The organism is Rhizobium sp. Root1220 (assembly GCF_001426265.1).
In the GTDB taxonomy this organism is placed as follows: Bacteria; Pseudomonadota; Alphaproteobacteria; order Rhizobiales; family Rhizobiaceae; genus Rhizobium.
Window position 1 is genome coordinate 485,020 of sequence record NZ_LMDG01000012.1, and the last position, 20,161, is coordinate 505,180.

Annotated in this window: 19 protein-coding genes; 9 read left to right on the forward strand and 10 right to left on the reverse strand. The window is 60.7% G+C overall.

Features of this window, described 5'->3' with window-relative positions:
* The first annotated feature begins 21 nt into the window (after positions 1-21).
* Together ASC90_RS11655 and uvrB are read left to right on the forward strand one after the other, a co-directional pair.
* On the forward strand, positions 22-1,260 hold the full coding sequence (locus ASC90_RS11655) for a CHAP domain-containing protein (protein WP_200950876.1): 1,239 nt from the start codon (positions 22-24) through the stop codon (positions 1,258-1,260).
* Between the two features lie 190 nt (positions 1,261-1,450).
* Entirely contained in the window at positions 1,451-4,429 is a 2,979-nt protein-coding gene (uvrB, locus tag ASC90_RS11660) for an excinuclease ABC subunit UvrB (RefSeq protein ID WP_056539957.1), read from the forward strand.
* 36 nt (positions 4,430-4,465) lie between these two features.
* Here the strand turns inward: uvrB and ASC90_RS11665 are convergent, their stop codons facing one another.
* Positions 4,466-4,777, reverse strand: a complete 312-nt coding sequence (locus ASC90_RS11665) for an antibiotic biosynthesis monooxygenase family protein (protein ID WP_056539961.1) — start codon at positions 4,775-4,777, stop codon at positions 4,466-4,468.
* 312 nt (positions 4,778-5,089) lie between these two features.
* The gene (locus tag ASC90_RS11670; protein ID WP_056539963.1) at positions 5,090-6,409 is read right to left on the reverse strand and encodes a DUF1214 domain-containing protein; all 1,320 of its coding nucleotides are present in this window, start codon (positions 6,407-6,409) and stop codon (positions 5,090-5,092) included.
* A gap of 751 nt (positions 6,410-7,160) precedes the next feature.
* Between ASC90_RS11670 and ASC90_RS11675 the strand changes: the two genes are divergently transcribed.
* Together ASC90_RS11675 and ASC90_RS11680 are read left to right on the forward strand one after the other, a co-directional pair.
* The gene (locus ASC90_RS11675; RefSeq protein ID WP_056539966.1) at positions 7,161-7,661 is read left to right on the forward strand and encodes a hypothetical protein; all 501 of its coding nucleotides are present in this window, start codon (positions 7,161-7,163) and stop codon (positions 7,659-7,661) included.
* A 310-nt stretch (positions 7,662-7,971) separates the two neighbouring features.
* Positions 7,972-8,184 carry a cold-shock protein gene (locus ASC90_RS11680; RefSeq protein ID WP_027511931.1) on the forward strand — a complete coding sequence of 71 codons (213 nt, stop codon included), beginning with the start codon at positions 7,972-7,974 and terminating at the stop codon, positions 8,182-8,184.
* Between the two features lie 261 nt (positions 8,185-8,445).
* Here ASC90_RS11680 and dusA read toward each other — a convergent pair whose 3' ends face one another.
* On the reverse strand, positions 8,446-9,492 hold the full coding sequence (gene dusA, locus ASC90_RS11685) for a tRNA dihydrouridine(20/20a) synthase DusA (RefSeq protein WP_056539969.1): 1,047 nt from the start codon (positions 9,490-9,492) through the stop codon (positions 8,446-8,448).
* Between the two features lie 549 nt (positions 9,493-10,041).
* Between dusA and ASC90_RS11695 the strand changes: the two genes are divergently transcribed.
* Positions 10,042-10,422 carry a hypothetical protein gene (locus ASC90_RS11695; RefSeq protein ID WP_056539974.1) on the forward strand — a complete coding sequence of 127 codons (381 nt, stop codon included), beginning with the start codon at positions 10,042-10,044 and terminating at the stop codon, positions 10,420-10,422.
* Positions 10,423-11,873: 1,451 nt separating this feature from the next.
* On the opposite strand, the gene ASC90_RS30260 is transcribed toward ASC90_RS11695, so the two are convergent.
* On the reverse strand, positions 11,874-12,005 hold the full coding sequence (locus ASC90_RS30260; RefSeq protein ID WP_280138319.1) for a hypothetical protein: 132 nt from the start codon (positions 12,003-12,005) through the stop codon (positions 11,874-11,876).
* 249 nt (positions 12,006-12,254) lie between these two features.
* Here ASC90_RS30260 and ASC90_RS11700 point away from each other — a divergent pair, with 249 nt between their 5' ends.
* Positions 12,255-12,689, forward strand: coding sequence for a hypothetical protein (locus tag ASC90_RS11700; protein ID WP_056539977.1), 435 nt, complete (start codon positions 12,255-12,257; stop codon positions 12,687-12,689).
* 1,011 nt (positions 12,690-13,700) lie between these two features.
* On the opposite strand, the gene ASC90_RS11710 is transcribed toward ASC90_RS11700, so the two are convergent.
* Positions 13,701-14,201 carry a hypothetical protein gene (locus ASC90_RS11710; protein ID WP_056539983.1) on the reverse strand — a complete coding sequence of 167 codons (501 nt, stop codon included), beginning with the start codon at positions 14,199-14,201 and terminating at the stop codon, positions 13,701-13,703.
* Positions 14,202-14,750: 549 nt separating this feature from the next.
* Between ASC90_RS11710 and ASC90_RS11715 the strand changes: the two genes are divergently transcribed.
* Positions 14,751-15,446, forward strand: coding sequence for a fumarylacetoacetate hydrolase family protein (locus tag ASC90_RS11715; protein WP_056539986.1), 696 nt, complete (start codon positions 14,751-14,753; stop codon positions 15,444-15,446).
* A gap of 13 nt (positions 15,447-15,459) precedes the next feature.
* The gene (locus tag ASC90_RS11720; RefSeq protein WP_056539989.1) at positions 15,460-15,987 is read left to right on the forward strand and encodes a gamma carbonic anhydrase family protein; all 528 of its coding nucleotides are present in this window, start codon (positions 15,460-15,462) and stop codon (positions 15,985-15,987) included.
* Positions 15,988-15,996: 9 nt separating this feature from the next.
* Here the strand turns inward: ASC90_RS11720 and ASC90_RS11725 are convergent, their stop codons facing one another.
* The 5 genes from ASC90_RS11725 to ASC90_RS11745 all read right to left on the reverse strand — a co-directional run bounded on the left by ASC90_RS11725 (position 15,997) and on the right by ASC90_RS11745 (position 19,032).
* Complete coding sequence (locus ASC90_RS11725) at positions 15,997-16,350, reverse strand: hypothetical protein (RefSeq protein ID WP_056539995.1); 354 nt, start codon at positions 16,348-16,350, stop codon at positions 15,997-15,999.
* Between the two features lie 10 nt (positions 16,351-16,360).
* Complete coding sequence (locus tag ASC90_RS11730; protein WP_056539999.1) at positions 16,361-16,804, reverse strand: hypothetical protein; 444 nt, start codon at positions 16,802-16,804, stop codon at positions 16,361-16,363.
* Between the two features lie 119 nt (positions 16,805-16,923).
* Positions 16,924-17,322 (reverse strand): Fur family transcriptional regulator, encoded by a 399-nt coding sequence (locus ASC90_RS11735; protein ID WP_056540003.1) that lies wholly within the window; start codon positions 17,320-17,322, stop codon positions 16,924-16,926.
* A complete protein-coding gene (gene znuB, locus ASC90_RS11740; protein ID WP_056540006.1) occupies positions 17,319-18,137 on the reverse strand; it encodes a zinc ABC transporter permease subunit ZnuB in 819 nt (272 codons plus the stop codon). The genes ASC90_RS11735 and znuB overlap by 4 nt, the downstream gene beginning before the upstream one ends.
* Positions 18,130-19,032 (reverse strand): metal ABC transporter ATP-binding protein, encoded by a 903-nt coding sequence (locus tag ASC90_RS11745; RefSeq protein ID WP_056540009.1) that lies wholly within the window; start codon positions 19,030-19,032, stop codon positions 18,130-18,132. Before ASC90_RS11745 ends, znuB begins: the two co-directional genes overlap by 8 nt.
* Before the next feature lie 101 nt (positions 19,033-19,133).
* On the opposite strand from ASC90_RS11745, the gene ASC90_RS11750 reads away from it, so the two are divergent.
* Positions 19,134-20,081 (forward strand): zinc ABC transporter substrate-binding protein, encoded by a 948-nt coding sequence (locus tag ASC90_RS11750; protein ID WP_056540010.1) that lies wholly within the window; start codon positions 19,134-19,136, stop codon positions 20,079-20,081.
* The last annotated feature ends 80 nt before the right edge of the window (positions 20,082-20,161 follow it).

The window sequence follows — 20,161 nt, forward strand, 5'->3', positions numbered from 1 at the left end:
TCCGAATGGCGGAGCATTGCCATGGAAACGCTCAGAGGAATCCCCGAGGCAGGATTGGCGGACACGCTCGCTGATCTTGTGCGGACAAGAATGATCGTGCTTTCGCTGACCAAAGCCGACGGCGCCTATACCGTCGTCTACAGCCCATCCGGCACTCCGTCAGCGACGGAGAGGCTTGATGAGGCGCTCCCCAGCGCGCCGCCCGTTTCCAACATGGACGATCCCGATGCGCCTCCGGCCGGGGCGCCCGGTGAATTCGTCCACGCCCGCATGATCGCGCCAAAGACGATCCTCTATACGGACGCCTCTGGGCGTGACCAGATCCGCGAGGGCGGCTCGCGCTCCTGGCGCGACTGCAACGCCGGCAATATTCGCAAAGGCGACTTCTCGATCAATGCAGGCGCCATCGGCGACGACGGAAGCTTCGCCATTTTTCCCAGCGAAGAGCTCGGTAAGGCAGCGATCATCGCGCTGCTGAAGACCTCGGCCTACATCAAGCTGACGCTGAAGGCCGCGATCTTCCGCTACGCGCCGCCGAGTGAAAACAACTCCGACGCCTACGCCAAATTCATTCACGAGCACACCGGCATTCCGCTCGCAGCCGTGCTCGCGGATCTCAAGGCCGAGGATTTCCGCAAGATCGCACGGACCATCCAGGTCATCGAAGGGTGGAAACCCGGGATTATCCGCGCCAACGCGCCACCCGCTCCGCTGATGAACGAAAGCATCGGTGTCGCCTCCTCTGCCGCATCCGCCACCCAGGACTGGATGGCCATCGCCCGCCGGGAAGCCGCCCTGCCGGCCCGCGAGCGCAGCGAGTGGCCGGATCCCGACGAGAACCCCCGTATCCTTTACTATTTCAAGATCGGCGCACCCTGGTTCGAGGTCGCCGGCGGCGACGAGGTCGACTGGTGCGCCGCCTTCGTCAACTTCTGCCTCGTCACCAGCGGCCACATGGGCACCGATCACCCCGGCGCCCGTTCGTTCTACTGGAACAAGAAGAAGCAGTTCCATGTCCTCGCCGGGCCGCAGCCTGGAGCCATCGCGGTCCGCCGCTATGCGCCGTTCAGCGACCTCAAATGGGCCACCGGCACCGGCCATGTCGGCTTCGTCGTGTCGTGGACGAGCAGCGCGGTCACGCTGCTGGGCGGCAACCAGGGCAACACCGTCTGCGAGAGAACCTTCCCGCGGCTGGAAAAGAACAGCGCCGGCACCAAGCAATCCGAGTTCGTTGCCTTCCTGATGCCGGTGATCGTCTGAAGCCGGGCAAGAGGCGCGGCCAATGCCACCCTCGGGCTCGCGACCAAATCAACCCGCAGCGACCGGGAACAACGGTGTGCTGCCCCGACACGGCAACGAACGACCGTCACTATGTCTGGGCAATTTATTCGTTTCCCTTTTGTACTCTTTCCCTCTTCCATTTGCCGATGACTCTCGCCATATTCCGGCCATGGCCAAATCTCCGAAGACGTCCCCCACCCCCGATGGTTTCGAGGAAGCTCCCCAATCCGGCTTTGAAGGCGCCCCGCTCGAGGGTTCCGTTGCCGACTGGGTGAAGCAGCTGGAGGCCGATGCCGAAGCGTCCGGCGTCGAGACCCAGCGGCAGATCGCTTCGAAGGCCGGCAAGCACCGCAAGAAGGTGGAGATCGCCGCTTCCAAATCCGCCCGCGGCACCTCGATGGGCGGCTCGACCGACCCCAGGACACGCGCCGCCGCCGGCCTCAACCCGGTCTCCGGCATGGACACGACGCTGGAGGAAGCCGCCGGACTGAAGGCCGGCACCGCCGTCACCGCTACGGTCGAGGCCCTCTCGGCGCTGATCGAATCCGGCAATCCGCTGTTCAAGGACGGCAAGATGTGGACGCCGCATCGCCCGGCCCGGCCGCCGAAGTCCGAAGGCGGCATCGAGATCCGCATGGTCTCGGACTACGAGCCCGCCGGCGACCAGCCAACCGCCATCAAGGACCTCGTCGAGGGCCTGGAAAACGGCGACCGCAGCCAGGTGCTGCTCGGCGTCACCGGCTCCGGCAAGACCTTCACCATGGCCAAGGTGATCGAGGCCACCCAGCGCCCGGCTGTCATCCTGGCGCCGAACAAGACGCTGGCCGCCCAGCTCTACAGCGAATTCAAGAACTTCTTCCCCGACAACGCGGTCGAGTACTTCGTCTCCTATTACGATTACTACCAGCCGGAAGCCTATGTGCCGCGCTCCGATACCTTCATCGAGAAAGAAAGCTCGATCAACGAGCAGATCGACCGCATGCGCCACTCGGCCACCCGCTCGCTGCTCGAGCGCGACGACTGCATCATCGTCGCCTCCGTCTCCTGCATCTACGGTATCGGCTCGGTCGAGACCTACACCGCCATGACCTTCCAGATGGAAGTCGGCGACCGGCTCGACCAGCGCCAGCTGCTCGCCGACCTCGTCGCCCAGCAATACAAGCGCCAGGACATCAACTTCGTGCGCGGCTCCTTCCGCGTACGAGGCGATACAATCGAGCTGTTCCCCGCCCACTTGGAGGATGCAGCCTGGCGCATAAGCATGTTCGGCGACGAGATCGACAGCATCACCGAGTTCGACCCGCTGACCGGCCAGAAGACCGGCGACCTGAAATCGGTGAAGATCTACGCCAACAGCCACTATGTCACCCCGCGCCCGACGCTGAACGGCGCCATCAAGTCGATCAAGGAAGAGCTGCGCCTGCGCCTCGCCGAGCTGGAAAAGTCCGGCCGCCTGCTGGAGGCGCAGCGCCTGGAGCAGCGCACCCGCTACGATATCGAGATGCTCGAGGCCACCGGCTCCTGCGCCGGCATCGAGAACTATTCGCGCTATCTCACCGGCCGCGCCCCCGGCGAGCCGCCGCCGACACTGTTCGAATACATCCCCGACAACGCCCTGCTGTTCATCGACGAAAGCCACGTCAGCGTGCCGCAGATCGGCGGCATGTACCGAGGAGATTTTCGCAGAAAAGCGACGCTGGCCGAATATGGCTTCCGCCTGCCCTCCTGCATGGACAACCGGCCGCTGCGCTTCGAGGAATGGGACGCGATGCGTCCGGATACCGTCGCCGTCTCCGCCACCCCCGGCGGCTGGGAAATGGAGGAATCCGGCGGCGTCTTCGCCGAGCAGGTGATCCGCCCGACCGGCCTGATCGACCCGCCGGTCGAAGTGCGCTCCGCCCGCAGCCAGGTCGACGACGTGCTCGGCGAGATCCGCGAGACCGCCGCCAAGGGCTACCGCACCCTCTGCACCGTGCTCACCAAGCGCATGGCCGAGGACCTGACCGAATACCTGCACGAACAGGGCATCCGCGTCCGCTACATGCACAGTGACATCGACACGCTCGAGCGCATCGAGATCATCCGCGACCTGCGCCTCGGTGCCTTCGACGTCCTTGTCGGCATCAATCTGCTGCGCGAAGGCCTCGACATACCCGAATGCGGCTTCGTCGCCATCCTCGACGCCGACAAGGAAGGCTTCCTACGCTCCGAGACATCGCTGGTTCAGACCATCGGCCGCGCCGCGCGCAACGTCGACGGTAAGGTCATCCTCTATGCCGACACCGTCACCGGCTCGATGAAAAGGGCGATGGAGGAAACCACCCGCCGCCGCGAAAAACAGGTGGCCTACAACACCGAGCACGGCATCACCCCGGAATCGGTGAAAGCGAGGATCTCCGACATCCTCGACAGCGTCTACGAACGCGACCACGTCCGCGCCGACATCTCCGGCGTCTCCGGCAAGGGCTTCGCCGATGGCGGCAATCTCGTCGGCAACAACCTGCAGACCCATCTCAACGCGCTGGAAAAGGCCATGCGCGACGCCGCCGCCGACCTCGACTTCGAAAAGGCCGCCCGCCTGCGCGACGAGATCAAGCGCCTCAAGGCCGCCGAACTCTCTGTCATGGACGACCAGATGGCCCGCGAGGAATCCAAGGCGATGGAGGGCATCAAGCGCAACGCCAAGGCGACGAGTGAATCCCTCAAGCCAGCGGCAACCACCAACGACTCCCTCCCCATTGTGGGGAGGGTTGGGGAGGGGAAAGCCGAAGGTGCGAGGCCCACCTCCCTCTTCCAGAAACCCGGCCTCGACGATATTGCCCCCGGCACCGACACCGCCATTCCGTCACGGGGCCCCCTTTTCCGCCGCAACGACCTCGACGAAATGACCGTCGGCCGCACCGAAAAGCCGGTCACCCGCGCACTGCCCGACAAGCCGGATTCGGCGAAGAGCACCAAACGCTTCTCGCCGCTGCTCGAGGGCCAGCCGGAACGCGGCATCGGCGACGACGCAGGCAGGAGCAAGAGACAGCCAGACGACCCTCGCCCGCTGGTGCGCGGCAAGACAGGCGTCGGCTCGTACGAGGATCCGGGCGAGCAGAAGCGCAAGAGCCGCACCAAGGGCAAGACCGGCCGGCCGGGACGCTAGCACCCGCTGGCGCACTTGGCCGGGGCGGGAAAACCGTCAGTCGAACCGCTCGTCGATGTGCTGCACCTGGTCGGAAATCACGTTGTCGATCACCACGTGCGAGAGCAGCGAAGGGCCAACCGCCCAGAGCGCCCGCATGTGCTCGGTATCCTCATGCCGGCGATGCGCCTCCTCGCTGGTAAACGCCTCCGCGAGCAGGATCCGGTCGGGATGCTCGGGCATCGGCACGAGCTCGATATAGAGGCAATCCGGATCGAGCCGGCTCATCTCCAGATGCTCCCGCGCCGCCGTCAGATAGGCCTCGCGCTTGCCCGGCTTGGTGGTGAAAAATCCGACGATGCATTTCATGGTAGCCCCTCCCGAGGTTTGCTGCTTTGTGGTGAAGTGTCGATCGAGCTTTCGACAAGCGCAAGTGGCAGCGAAAATGAGCATTGGCCGCACAGAAGCGCCGATGATCGCCAAACCACCTCAGAAGTTAACAATCTGTGCGCGGCAAGCGGCGTCGGGAGCAACGCGGACCGGGCGAGAAGAAGCGCAAGGGGAGCACTAAGGGTCGTGGAGAATTGTCCTCTTTCGGCGCCGAATCGGACATTTAGAGCCGCCTATAAGCCTCCGGTTGAATGTCCCAATCCTCCGGTCGGTACATAAGGCTCAGTCAGTTCAATTGAGCTTCTCGATAGCTGGTGGCGTCCACGTACACGTACGCGGCCCCTCTTTCGGAACGTAGGTGCGGAATGTAAGCGAAAACCGCTTGCCCTCGGGAGCGGGGAGCCAATTCGATTCAGCAATACCTGGAACAGGTTTTGGACCGATCGCAATCTTCAGCGAGCCGTCGCTTTCTTTCACCAAAGGCGAATGGTTGTTGAAATTGTATCGCTTGAGCGGATTTTGGACGGCCCGGTAGCCTGGGAAGTCAACGAGAATGACTGACCAATACGCATCGACGACGGTCCCCGGCAGCCCATCCGCCGGGAAGTGGATGACATAGTCGTTACTCCCCTCCAGCGGCTTGTCCTGCCCGTCATTGACCGCACCGAAATAGACCACCTCGCGAGGATTGTTCGTCCAGATGCCGGTGTAAGCCGCACCGGTCCGATGCTGGTATTCCCACCCATAGTTGCCCGCGCTTGCTGCACATGCCCAATGGTTTACATAGGGGACAGTAGTGACGAGAACATTTTCCCTATATTGGGGAATGAATTTTTGTAGAATGGCATCGATTTCGGCATATGCCTCCTTGCTGGAGGCTGAGTAAGCGGCCACAGCGCGAACCTGCTGCTGCATCTCGGCGGCGGCCGGCGAGATATCGAGAGCACTGGCCAGTCTTTCATCCAGATTGTCGAATATCTCGGCGCCGATGAGGTCGGCTTGGCTGAACAGCGGCATTTCTGGCGGTGGGGCGATCTTCGGATTGCCGATGGTCGTCACATTGAAAGCGTGCTGGAGCTTCACTGCGGTATCGGGATCGCCCTTGAGTTCAACGCGACCCAGCAACTTGGCCTTGCTGGAATGCAGTTCGATCCGGCCCATGCCTTCGGGGATCGCCACCGTCGAACCGGGCTTCACCAATGCATATTTGCCGAACGGCTTGCTCGGAAACGTCCGGTCATTGATGTTGGTGATGACTTCGCCCCATTCGTCCAGGATTTGAACGGTGTAGTAGCGGCCCTTGATTTCCGGTATCTCCACAACCGCTGCAGAACTGTCATCAACCGCGAGCCACGCTTCAAAATAGGCAACGTCGAAGTTGGGATTGGTGAAATCCGCAGACGCCAGCGGATTGTACCGGATGACATTGTAGGCAAAGTCTTTCCCGTTCCGGTCAAGATGTTCCTGTCTGATCACCAGCGCGCGGTCGAGCAGATAGAGATAGGCATCAGTGACGATTTTTTCGTCCGGCTTTCGCGCTTGTGCGGATGCCGGTACGCCGAGCATCAAGCTCGACGCTACGACGATTGACGCAAATATCGGTCTAAGCATGCACTTCTCCTCAGCGATAGCAACGAAGGTTCAATGCGTTCCCTTCACGGAAGCACAGACACGACATCTGAAACAAGTCCCAAGTCGATAACTTCCAACACTAAGATAACGAACCCTCTCTCATTTCTCCCGAAGTCCCGTCAGTCGACCGTTAATCCCGACCAAGCAAGCCCGCTACCGTTCTTTTTATTTACCGCTCCTGGCGCGAAGCCCGGCGTAGGTGGTGGTGGACAACTCACGCAATTCTTCTAGAAAAATCAGTGGCGCCGCAAAGACTTCATCCCCACCCCCTCACCCCCATGCCATGATCCCCTCGTCCCCTCACGGATACACCGCAAGGCGTTGCGGCGAGACGGGGCCGGCGCCGGGTGGTTGGGAACGACGCAAGTCCTCTCATCCGGGGTCCGCGGAAAATGGTCTCCCTCCGGAGACGGCGGCGTGGCGAGAATGCCGCGTCGAGTTGAGCTCCGGACGTGCCTGTGTGGCACACAACGGCCCCTCCAGCGGGAAGCGCAGGCTTCTCCCGACGAAGGTCAGGAGGGGAGCCAGAGGGACCGGAGTCGCGGATAAAAACCGTCGAACGGGGCGCTCGATAGCGCCATATGACACTACCCCAAGATGCGGCTCTTTCGAGCGCCCCGTCCGAACCTTGCCGCCCTCGATTGGTCGGCGCAGTCAAGCCGAGATCAAACCACGGGTGAAACCAGCCGCGTGAAGGCGACGCCGCGCGCAGCCGCCGGGAAGGACCGACATGCCGGAAACGCCGACCCCATTGTTCAAGCGCCACATGCCCCTCAACGCGATGGAAATTGTGCTCGGCGTCGATGTCTTCGCCGATCTGATGGCGCGCACCTCGGAGATGCTGGCCATGCCGCTCATGACCTGCGGCATCCGCCGCTGCCGCCGCAGCCGGTCCTGCCTGCGCATCCCCCTTTGCGAGCGCCTGCCGGTCTGCAAGGCGATGCTGACGGAGGACGAAGACAAGGGCTTCTACGCGATCTTCGGCCTGGTGGTCTCGCTCTACGAATTCTCCCGTGATGGCGACGACCGCGCGCTGGTCTTCATCCTGACGCGGGATCCGCCGGATTTCTGGCCTGCGGCGGTGGGGATCGTCCGCCAGGTACTGCCGCCGGGTGCGCCCGGCCATCGCTGTATCGACGCCGCCGTGGCGGCCGCCAAGTGCCGTTCCGGCACGGAATCCGGGAATGGCACAATGCCTCTGGTTAATGTTAACCTGTGGTCAAGTGTTTGAATCTTTGGGTATTCCCGGCTTGCTCGATCTGGTGTCACAATATTGGCGCTTGCATTTTGCTTCGTTTACTGGCACCAATTCAGTACTCGGGCATTTGCATGCCGGTGACTGGACTGATGTGGTTAAGCCTTCCGGCAGGAGGGTGGCGTGGGGGACCTCACGTGCGTAGACGTTCTTTCCCCGTTCGTGAACTACTCGACTGACCCTTCGCGCGCTGAATTCAGGATGAGGGGGCGCGAAAGTGAAAGCCGTCCACTTCCTTTCGGGGGGGTGGATACCAGACAGACTACAGGGAAAAGGACCTATCCCAATGGCCACCAAAGGCATCGTAAAATTCTTCAACCAGGACAAGGGTTTTGGTTTCATCACTCCGGACGGCGGTGCGAAGGACGTTTTCGTTCACATCTCCGCTCTTCAGGCTTCCGGCATCCAGTCGCTCCGCGAAGGTCAGCAGGTGACCTTCGACACCGAGCCGGATCGCATGGGCAAGGGCCCGAAGGCCGTCAACATCTCGGCTAACTGATTCAATTTCCGCCACCGCGGGAATGCAAACGGCGCTCCGCAAGGGCGCCGTTTTTTTGTTTGGCCTGAGCCGCGTGGCGGCCGGTGCCATTGACGTCCCCACTTGTCCCGACCGTGCGATGATGACGGTCAAGGCTCGCGCGAATTGACCATGCGGACTCCCGGACGGCGTAGTGCTGAAGAGACGGCGAGATCGACGGGTTTGTCATTCCCGGTACAAAGCCAGCCCGCCATCGGCCTGTTGCCGCTAGCCCGCCCTGCTTTAGGCGCCGACCGCTTCCGGCGTCCCGGCAAGATCCACCGCCGCAAAGGCTGCCGCGATAACCTCAGGCCCCGCCCCCGCCTTCACAGCGTCGGTCGACAGGATCTGCCGGTAGCGCCGCGCCCCCGGCAGCCCGGTGAACAGCCCGACCATGTGGCGCGCCACCTGCTGCAACCTGCCGCCGCCGGCGATATGCCGCCCGGCATAGGCCATCATCCGGTCGCGCAGTTCGTCCCAGTCGGTCTCGCTTTGCGGCGCGCCGAAGAAGCGGTGGTCGACATCGGCAAGCACGGCGGCATTCTGGTAAGCCGCCCGCCCGAGCATGACGCCGTCGACATGCCGCAGGTGCTCCGCCGCCTCGTCGAGCGTCTGGATGCCGCCGTTGATGCCGATGAAGACATCCGGCCGCGCCTGCTTCATGCGGTAGACGATCTCGTAGTCGAGCGGCGGAATCTCGCGGTTCTCCTTCGGCGACAGGCCCTTCAGCCAGGCCTTGCGCGCATGGATCCACACCGCGTCCGCGCCGGCATCGAGCACCTTGTCGAGAAGCGCCGGCAAGGCCAGCTCCGGCTCCTGGTCGTCCACTCCGATCCGGCACTTCACCGTCACCGGCACATCCGACACCGCCTTCATCGCCCTGATGCAATCGGCCACCGTCCCGGGCGTCAGCATCAGGCAGGCCCCGAAGGTCCCCGATTGCACCCGATCCGAGGGACAGCCGACATTGAGGTTGATCTCGTCGTAGCCATGCGGCGTGGCGATCTCCACCGCCTTCGCCAGCTTGGCCGGATCTGAACCGCCGAGCTGCAGCGCCACCGGATGCTCCGCCCCGTCGAACGACAGCAGCCGCTCGCGCGGTCCATGGATGATCGCATCTGCCACGACCATTTCCGTATAGAGCAGCGCATTGCCGCTGATCTGCCGGTGGAAATAGCGGCAATGCCTGTCAGTCCAGTCGATCATAGGTGCAACCCCGAAGATCGGAACCTTTGAAACACTGGCTTTTCGATATAAATTCAAGTTGTTAGCCTCAGTTTGGCCTGTCATGTTTTGTCGTACTTTGTCGGACTTTTTCCGGATGTTGCGCCGTTTTTTTTACCGTGAGGTACAACAATGTAGTACTTTGAGTGAGAAATGTCGTACCATGGGAACCATCAGCGCTAGAAAGCGGCAGGACGGGAAGCACCGGATATACCGCCCAAATCTTGAGAAAGATAGGCGGCGTCATTGTTTGGCGCGAAGCGAAGACTTTCGACAAGCGGCGCGAAGCTGAGGCGTGGATCCGCCTCCGCGAAACCGAGTTGGACAGGCCTGGCGCCATCGAGCGCGCTTCCGCGAAGTCGACCGCGCTGGCCGATGTGATCGACCTCTACACCAAAGAGAAGAAGGAAATCGGCCGCACCAAGGAGCAATGCCTGCGCTCAATCAAAGAATACTCGATCGCCTCAATGGATTGCGCCGCGATCAAGGCCAGCGACATCTCATCGTTCGCCCGCGAGCTTCTGAGTGGCGGCAGGAAGCCCCATTCCGTCGGCAACTATATCAGCCACCTATCCGCCGTCTTCAAAGATGCTCGCGCACTGTGGAAATGTTCCCTTGGACTATCAGGCGATGCGAGACGCTCAAGCGGCACTGTCTCGGCAGGAAACCATCAGCAAGTCGGCGAAGCGCGACAGGCGCCCTACCCTGGCCGAACTCGACAAGATCATGCAGCACTTTGTCGATAGGCAGGCGCGCACGCCGCAATCATCGCCCATGCACAAGATCATCGCCTTCGCAACTTACTCCACCCGCCGGCAGGAAGAGATTGTCCGCATTTGTTGGAATGATTTTGACGAGCCGCACAGCCGTGTGCTTGGGCGCGACATGAAACACCCCGGACAGAAGAAGGGCAACGACGTGTGGGTGGAGCTAGACGAAATGGAAGCAACAGCACGGGAGAAGTGGACGGAGGCCACGCAACACCGCCAGCCGTAGCTAGCACGACAACGCATTTGTAGGTCTGAAACCGCCAGCGCATGCCGGATTGTTGAAACTCCCCGGACGGTATACAGAATCGCCGCGGTTGTGATTGTTTGGCGTTGTGCACGCCGAAGAGAGCGCTGTCAGACCGATCAAAGCGACCGCTGCGAAGAAATCCCGAAATGTGCTCATCCGCATCTCCCAACGCGCTCGTGAAGCAGTTTAACGCGCCCGCGTCTTGCATGCGAGAACCTTTCACGCTGTTGACCACCCTCACCCGCACGCATACCATTTAGTGGGGTGGCATGGCGACCGACCCAGTAGCAACCGCATCCCCCAGGCCGCCGATCACTGAGTCGGTTCCGAAGCCCGTGGTGCCAATGACGCCGCCAGCGGCTACTCCTGGGTCCCCGGCAACCAGCCAGCCTTAAGGGGCGTCGCTCGACGGGCGCGCGGCGCGCGCTCACCTCTTTCTTTTAGTTACCGAAGGAGGAAGCAAACGATGGCTTTGCGACTGACATACACCAGCTCAATTGCTGCGGTGGCTATCGTATCCGTTTGGTGGGTCGCGAATTTCTGGTGAGTCGACCAGCGTGCCGTGGTCGGTTTCACTTCCCCGGTGTGCAACACCACTTAGCCCAACCAACACAGGGGCTTACTGTCGCCGCAGCACCAGCCCTCCGTCTCTCAACGTCCAGGCTCCGCTAAACCTGTGTATAGTGGATCGACGTGTCCCTCCACGGTATCTTCCGAGCATCACCTTGAACCCCTCTCGCGAGGTGATGAGTAGCACCCTCGCTACAGGATCTGAGCGCAATCCCCCTCGCTCTGGTCGGCGGAATAATGATCCGCACTAGAGGCCGTCCCACCCCTGGGGCGGCCTTCTCTAAAATCCGGATTTCCTACACATCGATTGGCCAAGAGCGCGAACGGCAGCTTTGGTATCGATTGCCCGACACCTGCGTATGATTCCGCAAGATAAAGCTGTGAGCTACCGTTCCCTCACGGCCGTACCTTGGTCGGTGCAGATAACTTCCGAAGGAGCATATTGTGTCCAGGTTAAGCAGAGCCGCAGTCACTGGATTGATCGCCGCCACCCTGACAGTCGCGTCTTTTTTTGCCTTCACGCCTGCAATGGCCTACGGCTACATCCCAGGAGGTGATGGAGGCTCGATTAATGCAGAACATCCTGGGGGCCTTGATCGCGGGAATTTAGGGAGCCATAACGATAGTTTCTCGGAAAACACAACTCACAGTTCCGGCCATTTGAGCCATCGGGGGTTCCGCCGGTTCAACGACAATGGTTGGGATACCTGCTATCCGGATTGGCGGCACGAGCGCCACGCCGACACCTTCCAGAACGAGTGCTATTGATCGGCCACTCTAACGCGGTCATCACCCATAAAAGCCCCTCCAACTCATGGTGGGGCTTTATTGTGCTGAAGGCTGGGACAGGCATCAGACGGCTATTGAAGCTCTGTCCCCCCATCGGTACCGACCACAATGCCACGCGGGGCTGCCTCGTCCTTGTCCTCCTGTGACGCCTTCTCAATCAGGAAGACGAGCATGTCAGCCTGCGGTCCCGCGCACTCCGCCATTTCGCGCGCGACATCCAGCGAAAATCAACTGGGGATTAGGCACCCGCTTGCTCTCCGTTCAGTTGAACCACCTTGATATAGTCTCGTTAGAGGCGCATACTAGCTCATCAGTGACTTTCTTGGTTGGCCGCTCAAAAAGCCAACACAGTGTGTTCGAAGCGCCCCTTCGTCACAGGCTAAACACGCCTCCACCCCACCGGCTTCCATCTGTGTAGTTTTCAGTTCCCAGCACCTGAAAGGACCAGGGAAATGCCCCTAAACCTATTTCTTGATAGTATGGACACCTTTGCGAAGACGGGAAGGTTCTTCGTCGAACTCACCGAGCGCATAGGCGATGGCAAGCTCGTTGGAGACGAGGACGTTACGCACCTCGCGCGGGCATTCGGATTAAAGGTTCCCTCAGAGCTGGCGGGTGCTTCCATAGTTTCGTTGGAAGAGGGTCACGAAGAGAAGGAAGCGGAGGAACGAAAAGAATCACCCGGTCGGCTTCGAATGGCTGTCACCTATCCCCCCGTGGTAGTTCCTCCGGACTCGGGTGTATCCGAGAAAAAATTCAAGAAGTGCTTCAAGGTTTGTCAGACTGTCGGCGGCGCCAAGATATGCGCGGAAGTATGCGTCAACATTGACATTGGCTTTGGAGGGGTCAGCGGCAAGATCACCGCAACCGTATCGGTAGCTTTCTAGCAGGTTGCGACGAATCGGGAGAGAAGCTCAGGTGTTGCCTCGGAAGAGCTAAGCTTCCCTCCCTACGGCATTCGAGATTTCGTCCTGTAACAGGATGCTCGGTCCCCGTTGCGCCCTGTTTTAGCCGCACCGTTCGGTATGCCATGCCAAGCACATTAGCGATCCAGAAACTAATTGAAACAATTTTCTTGCCATCCGGATTGGGGCATGAACGCTGGGCCTAGCTGGCAGTGTCTTTCCCGAGCGGAACAAAGGTAAGCGACAGACGTTTTATCATTGCGCTGTTTCCCCCGCGCACTCCTATCTCGTAGCCTAGCCCCGCCATCAGCCAGCGGGGCTTTTTTCGTCTCTGCGGAACCAACGACCAAGAATGAAGTTTCAGACGCGGGTCACATCGGGAAAAGTTCTGGGGGGACGCCTAGGATAGAAAAAAGGCCCCCGCAAAGGAGCCTTCAGACTGTTTACTTAACTTGTCGAGCTGGATTGCCTATCTGTTGATAGATCCACCAATAATGGCGCCCAATGCAAACGCGGCAGCTGGGTACCAAAGCCCGTCATTGTACCGGCGATATCCAGGGCGGCGATCGTGGTACCCGCGATATCCACGATAGTAACCGCGGCGGTCGCGATCGTGGTCACGATAAGAGTAACGATGGTGGTCGCGACCCTGGTAGTAGCGGTCATTCCGATCGTGCCCGCCGTAATACTGTGGCCGACGGTGGTCGTCACGGACCTGAACTAAATCAACATCTTGCCCGACCACCGGATGAACAGCCGGCATTGGGGCAGCGGAAGCCGGCGTCAAAGTCGTGGCACCGACGCAAAGGGCAACCATGGCTGTGCAGACTGCTTTCATGACATTCATTTTCATTTCCTTCGCTTTACCTAAGGAGAGGTTTGAACCCTGCGCGGTTAACGCAACGTGAACACCCTGTTCAGGTATGGAAACGAAGCGGGCAATGAAACCCCGCCACGGCGCACTGCGACCAATGGCCTCTCTTTCTCGTCCAGTTAGATCGGCTTGGACTTCAGCAGATGCCGTCCGGCGTAGGCAATGTAGTTCCAGCCAAACCACTGATCGTTCTTGCCGCGATAGCCGAAGTACCGACGTCCGGATTTTGTCTCGAGAACGGTCCACAGCCGGAAGTTCGGCCACTCGCCCTGCCGGAAGATGATGGTCGTGCCTCCAGCCGGCAGACCGAGAACATAGGCATTGAATCGATAGCTGGGATTGCGGCAGATCCAGCAGACCCGCAGCCACCAGCGTTTTAGACCGCGCGCGTTGGCGTCATAGCCGGGAATGCCAGCATCAACTCCACCGTCGAGACTGTTGTCGTGGGTATAGAAGTAGGCGAGCAGCCCGCCCACCTCATTCTTGCCGGTCACCATGGATATCCCGGCAATCAGCGGCGACAGCGGATAGGACAGCAGTGTTGCCAGCCAGGATAGCAGCGCGCACGCGGGATAGATCGCGACCGACAACGGCGCGAGCCGGAAGACTTTCCAGAACATGATGCTGGCTCCGTTTACGGCCAGACGATTTCGGGGAGTTCACTCAGGATTTCAGCCACGGCCGGCTGCTCCCGCTCTCCCGCCTGCACCTTGGCAAAGTCAGAATATGCGTATTGCCAGACAATATCTCGCCAAGCCACAAAGGCTTGCGCCTGCAAGACCCCTCAACGGTGGATGTGACGTAGGAGGCTATCGTTACGCCATCGTTGAACTGCTTTGAGACGGCCATCTGATCGATCATCGGGGCAACCGCGAAGATCGGCCGGCCGGTTTTCAGGGCTCGGCGTAGAAATCGGATGTCGTCATGGCCGGCTCATCGCGCAAAGCCCGGGAAAACGCCAGTTTTCCCGGTGCAGGGCAGCAATGCCGGAATGGGTGGATGAAAGATTGCCCGACGCACAAACTCCCTCCCTGGGCGACAAGCGCGTATCATGCGATGGTCTGATGTGCCGCGAGACAAAGGAACAAGCCGGCGGTCGAACTGCGCTTTCCCAGCCTTGCATTTTGCGTCTAAGATGCCGGGACTCACGGAAACAGCAAGAGTGCATTATGTCCGGTCCCGCCACCGTCATCCCCCTTCCGCAGTCCGTCCTTTTGCCGGTGGACGGCCTGTCTGAGCGCTTTCCGGTGCGCCGCGTCTATTGCGTCGGCCGCAACTACGCCGACCATGCCATCGAGATGGGCCATGATCCGAGCCGCGAGCCGCCTTTCTTCTTCCAGAAGAACGCCGACAACCTTTTGCCGCCGGGCAGGGAATTTCCGTATCCGCCGCTTTCCAGCGACGTTCATTTCGAAGTCGAGTGCGTGGTGGCGCTGAAATCGGGCGGCCAGGACATCGCCATCGAAAATACCCTGGACTGCGTCTACGGCTATGCCGTCGGCGTAGATTTCACCCGCCGCGACCTGCAGGCCGAAGCCAAGAAGCTTGGCCGACCGTGGGAGGTCGCCAAGGCGTTCGAATATTCCGCGCCGGTCTCCGCCATCGTACCCGCATCCCTGCTGGGGCACCCTGCTGCCGGCCGCATCTGGCTCGAGCTCAACGGAAAGCGGCTCCAGGACGGCGACCTCAACCAGATGATCTGGAAGGTACCGGAAATCATCGCCGAACTGTCGAAGCTATTCATCCTCGCGCCCGGTGACGTCATCATGACCGGCACTCCGGCCGGCGTCGGCGCCGTCAGGCGCGGCGATCATATTAATTGCGGCATCGACGGTGTCGCACAGCTGTCGATCAACGTCGCTTGACGGGAGAAACACCATGCCAGTCTACGCCCTTGGCGGACATGAGCCCGATCTGCCGCTACCGGGCACCTACTGGATTGCGCCGGGCGCGCATGTGATCGGCAAGGTGATCCTGGGTGCCGATGTCGGCATCTGGTTCGGCGCGGTGCTGCGCGGCGACAACGAACCGATCATCGTCGGCAGGGCGACCAATATCCAGGAGGGTGCCATGCTGCACACCGACCCGGGCTCGCCGGTGACGATCGGCGAGGGCTGCACCATCGGCCATCACGCCATCGTCCACGGCTGCACCATCGGCGACAACTCCCTAATCGGCATGGGGGCGACCGTGCTCAACGGTGCCCGGATCGGCAACAACAGCCTGGTCGGGGCGAATGCGCTGGTCACAGAGGGAAAGGAATTCCCCGACAATTCGCTGATCGTCGGATCGCCCGCCCGCGCGATCCGCACACTCGACGACGACGCGATCGAAAGCCTGCGTAAATCAGCGAAAACATACGTCGCGAACTGGCAGCGCTTCGCACGCGACCTGAAGGCGCTCTGAGACGACGCGTCAGAAAAGCAGGCTGACGCCGGTAAGATTCTTGACGGCAGCCTTGATGAGATCGAACACCGCCGACAGGATTTTCTGCGCCGCGTTGTAGACAAGAAATTTGAACTCCGCGAGTGCACTGTTCAGATTGTACTCGAGAAGGTGCAAGGTCACATCGGCCTGCTGCGCGGTAATCTTTTTGGCGGCGAGTTGTGCAATGACCTTGGCCGTCATCTGAGCGATGAAGGTGAGCTGGGCAGTCATCTCCTGTCTGATGCTGTCCCAATGCTCCTTGGCCTTGACGGCAGCGACGGTCAGCAGCCCCTCGCCTAGCTCCTCGGCGGATTGCGGTGCGAATGTTGAGAGATCGACCATGATTGAACCTCTACTTCAACGAGCCTTCCATCGTCTTGGCGATGGCGCACGTGTTTCGGACGATGGCGACGTTGTCGGCTTCGTTCGGCGCCTGCCCGTCCCCATCGAATGCCGCCCTTGAGCGCTCGATCGCCTTGCGGCACCGGTCGATATTGTCGGCTACGAGCTGCGCCGCGTCGGCTGCGGGACGACCTTGCAGGTAAGCCGGTCGCTTCTCGGCGATATCGCCTGCTTCTTTTACCTGCGCCAGCGCATCGATGTAATATGGCTCCACATCGCGATACGGCGTGTGCCGCGGCGCTTTTGTCTCGATTGCAGTCTCGATCTTGGTAAGGCTCGAATGCGCGCCGTCCAACTTGGTGTAAATCGCCTCGCTATAGGTTGGCGCGAAGGCGGCGCAGCCGCCGAGCAGCAGCGGCAGTATTGGCAGCATGGACTTGCGCGTGAAAATCATGAAATCCCCCTTAACCTGGAGAGATCATAAATCATGAAACGCAAAATGCAATCTTAAATTACATATATATTATATACACCCATAAGGTGCTTCCGGTTGCGGCGACTTCGGAACGAGCCCTAAGCAGCGCAGGCCTCGCAAAGGCCACGGATTTCGATCGTGGTCTTCTCGGCCTTGAACTTCTTGCCCCGCGTCCAATCCATCAGCCGATGATCGACCTCGTGGTCGTGGAACTCCATAACCTGACTGCAACTTTCGCAGATGGCGAAAGCAACTATCCCGTGGCTGTGGCAGTTTTCGCCGGGATGGGCGCAGGCGACGAAGGAGTTGATGCTTTCAAGGCGGTGCACGACGCCATACTCGAGCAGCTTCTCCAAAGCGCGATAGACCTGCAGCGGGGCGCGGAAGCCGTGGTCGCGCAGCTTGTCGAGGATCGTATAGGCGCTCAGCGGCCCATCGGCCTTCTCAAGCACGTCGAAGACCAGCGCCTGGTTTTTCGTCAGAAGCGGAGCGTTCATGAGCCTTGTCCTTCCGTTGCCGCCTGCCCCTGTCCGCGCTTCGGCAGCAGACTGAGGACGAAGAGTATCAGCGCCGCGACGACGATCGATGGGCCTGATGGGGTATCGTAGGTCAACGAGCCGAAGAGCCCGCCGACGACGGCGACGGCGCCGATCACCGAGGCGAGAACCGCCATGGCCTCTGGCGTCGATGCGAACCGGCGCGCCGCGGCAGCCGGTATGATCAGCAGCGAGGTTATCAGCATGATACCGACGATCTTCATGGCGATTGCAATAACCACCGCCATCAACAGCATGAAGAGCAGCCTTGCCCGCTCCGGGCGAAGACCTTCCGCCTCGGCAAGTTCGGGATTGACGGTCGATGCCAGGAGCGGACGCCAAAGCCAGGCGATGGCCGCAAGCACAAAGACACCGCCACCCCAGATGAAGGCAATGTCGGTCTTCGACACGGCCAGGATGTCGCCGAACAGGAAGGCGATCAGGTCGATGCGCACCCAGCTCATGAAGGCAACCATGACAAGGCCGATTGCCAGCGTCGCATGCGAGAGAATGCCGAGTAGAGCGTCAGCCGACAGCGCCTGCCGTTTCTGCAGAACGAGGAGCAGGATCGAAACCGTTGCTGCCACCAGAAAGACGGCAAGCATGAGGTTGAACTGCAGGAGCAGCGACAGCGCCACGCCAAGTAGTGCCGAATGGGCAATCGTATCGCCGAAATAGGCCATCCGGCGCCAGATGATAAAGCAGCCAAGCGGCCCGGTCGTCAGCGCCAGACCGACGCCGGCAAGGATTGCGCGGACAAAGAAATCGTCAAGCATGCTGGTCCCCCGCTGGATGCTTGTGCTCGTGGTCCGGCGCGGCGGTATGATGCCCATGATCGCGGTTCGCATGGTCGTGGGCGTGATCGTGGTGGTGACCGTCTTCCGGATGGCAGTGTTCCGTCACCGAACCGTCCGAATGCATCACACGGCCATCGGGGAGATGGGAATGATCGTGGTCATGGCTGTAAACCGCGAGCGACTGCGCCGCCCGGCTGCCGAACAGGCGTACATATTCCGCGCTCTGGCTGACGGCCTGCGGCGTGCCGCGGCAGCAGACGTGACCGTTCAGGCAGATGACCGTGTCGGTCGCCGCCATGACCACGTGAAGGTCGTGCGAGATCAGCAGGATGCCGCAGCCGGTCGCGTTGCGGATCGACCGGATCAGATCGTAGATCGCGATCTCGCCGGAGAAATCGACACCCTGCACAGGTTCGTCGAGTACGAGAAGATCGGGCTTGCGGGCAATGGCGCGCGCCATCAGCGCCCGCTGGAACTCACCACCGGAGAGATGCTGCACCTCGGCGTCAGACATGTGCGCCAGCCCGACCGCGTCAAGTGCATCCATCATGTCGCGCTCGGACAGCGGTCCGGTCAACGTCATCAATCGGCGAACGGTAAGCGGGAGGGTCCAGTCGATCGCAAGCTTTTGTGGCACGTAGCCGACCTTGAGACCAGCTTCACGCTGCACCCGGCCTTCGTCGGGTTTCAGCACGCCGATCGCCGTCTTGACGGTCGTCGATTTGCCGGAGCCGTTCGGGCCGATCAGCGTCACGATCTCGCCTCGGGAGACAGAAAAATCCACGCCGCGCACCAGCCAGCGACCGTTTCGGCGGACGCCGACATTGGACAGCGAGACGAGCGGTTTCGCCTCGGAATTTGCGGGTAGCGGCATCATTTTTCCGAAAGTGCTGTTGCGCCCTGCTATCGCACACGTTATAGCATAACGCAATTGATGTAATAACATAACAATCGCAATTCAAGCGGAGCATATCAATGAAACTCGCGATCGGCCTTGAGCTAGCAATCCCGGCGTTTCTTCTCGCCGGCACGGCCTGGTCCGCCGACGCACCTGTCGTCGTCACCTCGATCAAGCCGGTGCATTCGCTGGTGTCCGCGATCATGAAAGGCGTCGGAAAGCCGCAACTGATCGTCGATGGCGCCGCCTCACCCCACACATACACAATGAAGCCTTCGAACGCCTCGGCACTGCAGAGTGCCAAGGTGGTGTTCTGGGTTGGCCCAGGGCTCGAAGCTTTTCTGGAGAAGCCGCTTGAGGCGCTCGGCTCTGACGCCAGCGTCGCGGAACTCGACAAGGCGCCCGGCCTCACAAAACTGGCATTTCGCGAAGGGGGAGCCTTCGAGGCGCACGACGATGGCGATGAGCACGAGCACGCCGACGATCATGGCCACGACCATGACGTCTTTGACACGCATCTCTGGCTCGACCCCATGAACGCCAAGGCCATGGCCGCCGAAATCACCACGACACTGGTTGCCGCTGACCCGGCCAACGCTTTGACCTACCAGGCCAACGCCAAGGCACTCGACGACAAGCTCGATGCACTCGACCGCGAGATCGCGGCCACTGTGTCACCGGTGAAGGACAAGCCTTTTGTCGTCTTCCATGATGCCTATCAGTATTTCGAGCACCGCTACAAGGTTCGCGTCGCCGGCTCGATCACCGTCAGCCCGGAAACCATCCCTGGTGCGGAGCGCATATCCGAAATCCACAACAAGGTTGCCGATCTTGGCGCCACCTGTGTTTTCGCCGAGCCGCAGTTTCAGCCGCGGCTGATCGATGTCGTGATCGAGGGCACGCGGGCAAGATCCGGCGTTCTCGACCCGGAAGCCGCAACGCTTGAAGCAGGACCGGACCTTTACTTCAACCTCATGCGGGGCATCGCCAACAGCATGAAGGATTGCCTGTCACGCGAAAGCTGACATGACGTCCTAAAGGCGGACCTCCCGGTTCGTCTTTTTCAGCAACCGACATGTAATAATATAACATTAAATGGAGATAT

Excerpts from the sequence above, each read along its gene's own strand:
- ASC90_RS11655 (WP_200950876.1), top strand. The coding sequence starts at position 22 with ATGGAAACGCTCAGAGGAATCCCCGAGGCAGGATTGGCGGACACGCTC.
- uvrB (WP_056539957.1), top strand. The coding sequence starts at position 1,451 with ATGGCCAAATCTCCGAAGACGTCCCCCACCCCCGATGGTTTCGAGGAA.
- ASC90_RS11665 (WP_056539961.1), bottom strand. The coding sequence starts at position 4,777 with ATGAAATGCATCGTCGGATTTTTCACCACCAAGCCGGGCAAGCGCGAG.
- ASC90_RS11670 (WP_056539963.1), bottom strand. The coding sequence starts at position 6,409 with ATGCTTAGACCGATATTTGCGTCAATCGTCGTAGCGTCGAGCTTGATG.
- ASC90_RS11675 (WP_056539966.1), top strand. The coding sequence starts at position 7,161 with ATGCCGGAAACGCCGACCCCATTGTTCAAGCGCCACATGCCCCTCAAC.
- ASC90_RS11680 (WP_027511931.1), top strand. The coding sequence starts at position 7,972 with ATGGCCACCAAAGGCATCGTAAAATTCTTCAACCAGGACAAGGGTTTT.
- dusA (WP_056539969.1), bottom strand. The coding sequence starts at position 9,492 with ATGACAGGCCAAACTGAGGCTAACAACTTGAATTTATATCGAAAAGCC.
- ASC90_RS30260 (WP_280138319.1), bottom strand. The coding sequence starts at position 12,005 with ATGGCGGAGTGCGCGGGACCGCAGGCTGACATGCTCGTCTTCCTGATT.
- ASC90_RS11700 (WP_056539977.1), top strand. The coding sequence starts at position 12,255 with ATGCCCCTAAACCTATTTCTTGATAGTATGGACACCTTTGCGAAGACG.
- ASC90_RS11710 (WP_056539983.1), bottom strand. The coding sequence starts at position 14,201 with ATGTTCTGGAAAGTCTTCCGGCTCGCGCCGTTGTCGGTCGCGATCTAT.
- ASC90_RS11715 (WP_056539986.1), top strand. The coding sequence starts at position 14,751 with ATGTCCGGTCCCGCCACCGTCATCCCCCTTCCGCAGTCCGTCCTTTTG.
- ASC90_RS11720 (WP_056539989.1), top strand. The coding sequence starts at position 15,460 with ATGCCAGTCTACGCCCTTGGCGGACATGAGCCCGATCTGCCGCTACCG.
- ASC90_RS11725 (WP_056539995.1), bottom strand. The coding sequence starts at position 16,350 with ATGGTCGATCTCTCAACATTCGCACCGCAATCCGCCGAGGAGCTAGGC.
- ASC90_RS11730 (WP_056539999.1), bottom strand. The coding sequence starts at position 16,804 with ATGATTTTCACGCGCAAGTCCATGCTGCCAATACTGCCGCTGCTGCTC.
- ASC90_RS11735 (WP_056540003.1), bottom strand. The coding sequence starts at position 17,322 with ATGAACGCTCCGCTTCTGACGAAAAACCAGGCGCTGGTCTTCGACGTG.
- znuB (WP_056540006.1), bottom strand. The coding sequence starts at position 18,137 with ATGCTTGACGATTTCTTTGTCCGCGCAATCCTTGCCGGCGTCGGTCTG.
- ASC90_RS11745 (WP_056540009.1), bottom strand. The coding sequence starts at position 19,032 with ATGCCGCTACCCGCAAATTCCGAGGCGAAACCGCTCGTCTCGCTGTCC.
- ASC90_RS11750 (WP_056540010.1), top strand. The coding sequence starts at position 19,134 with ATGAAACTCGCGATCGGCCTTGAGCTAGCAATCCCGGCGTTTCTTCTC.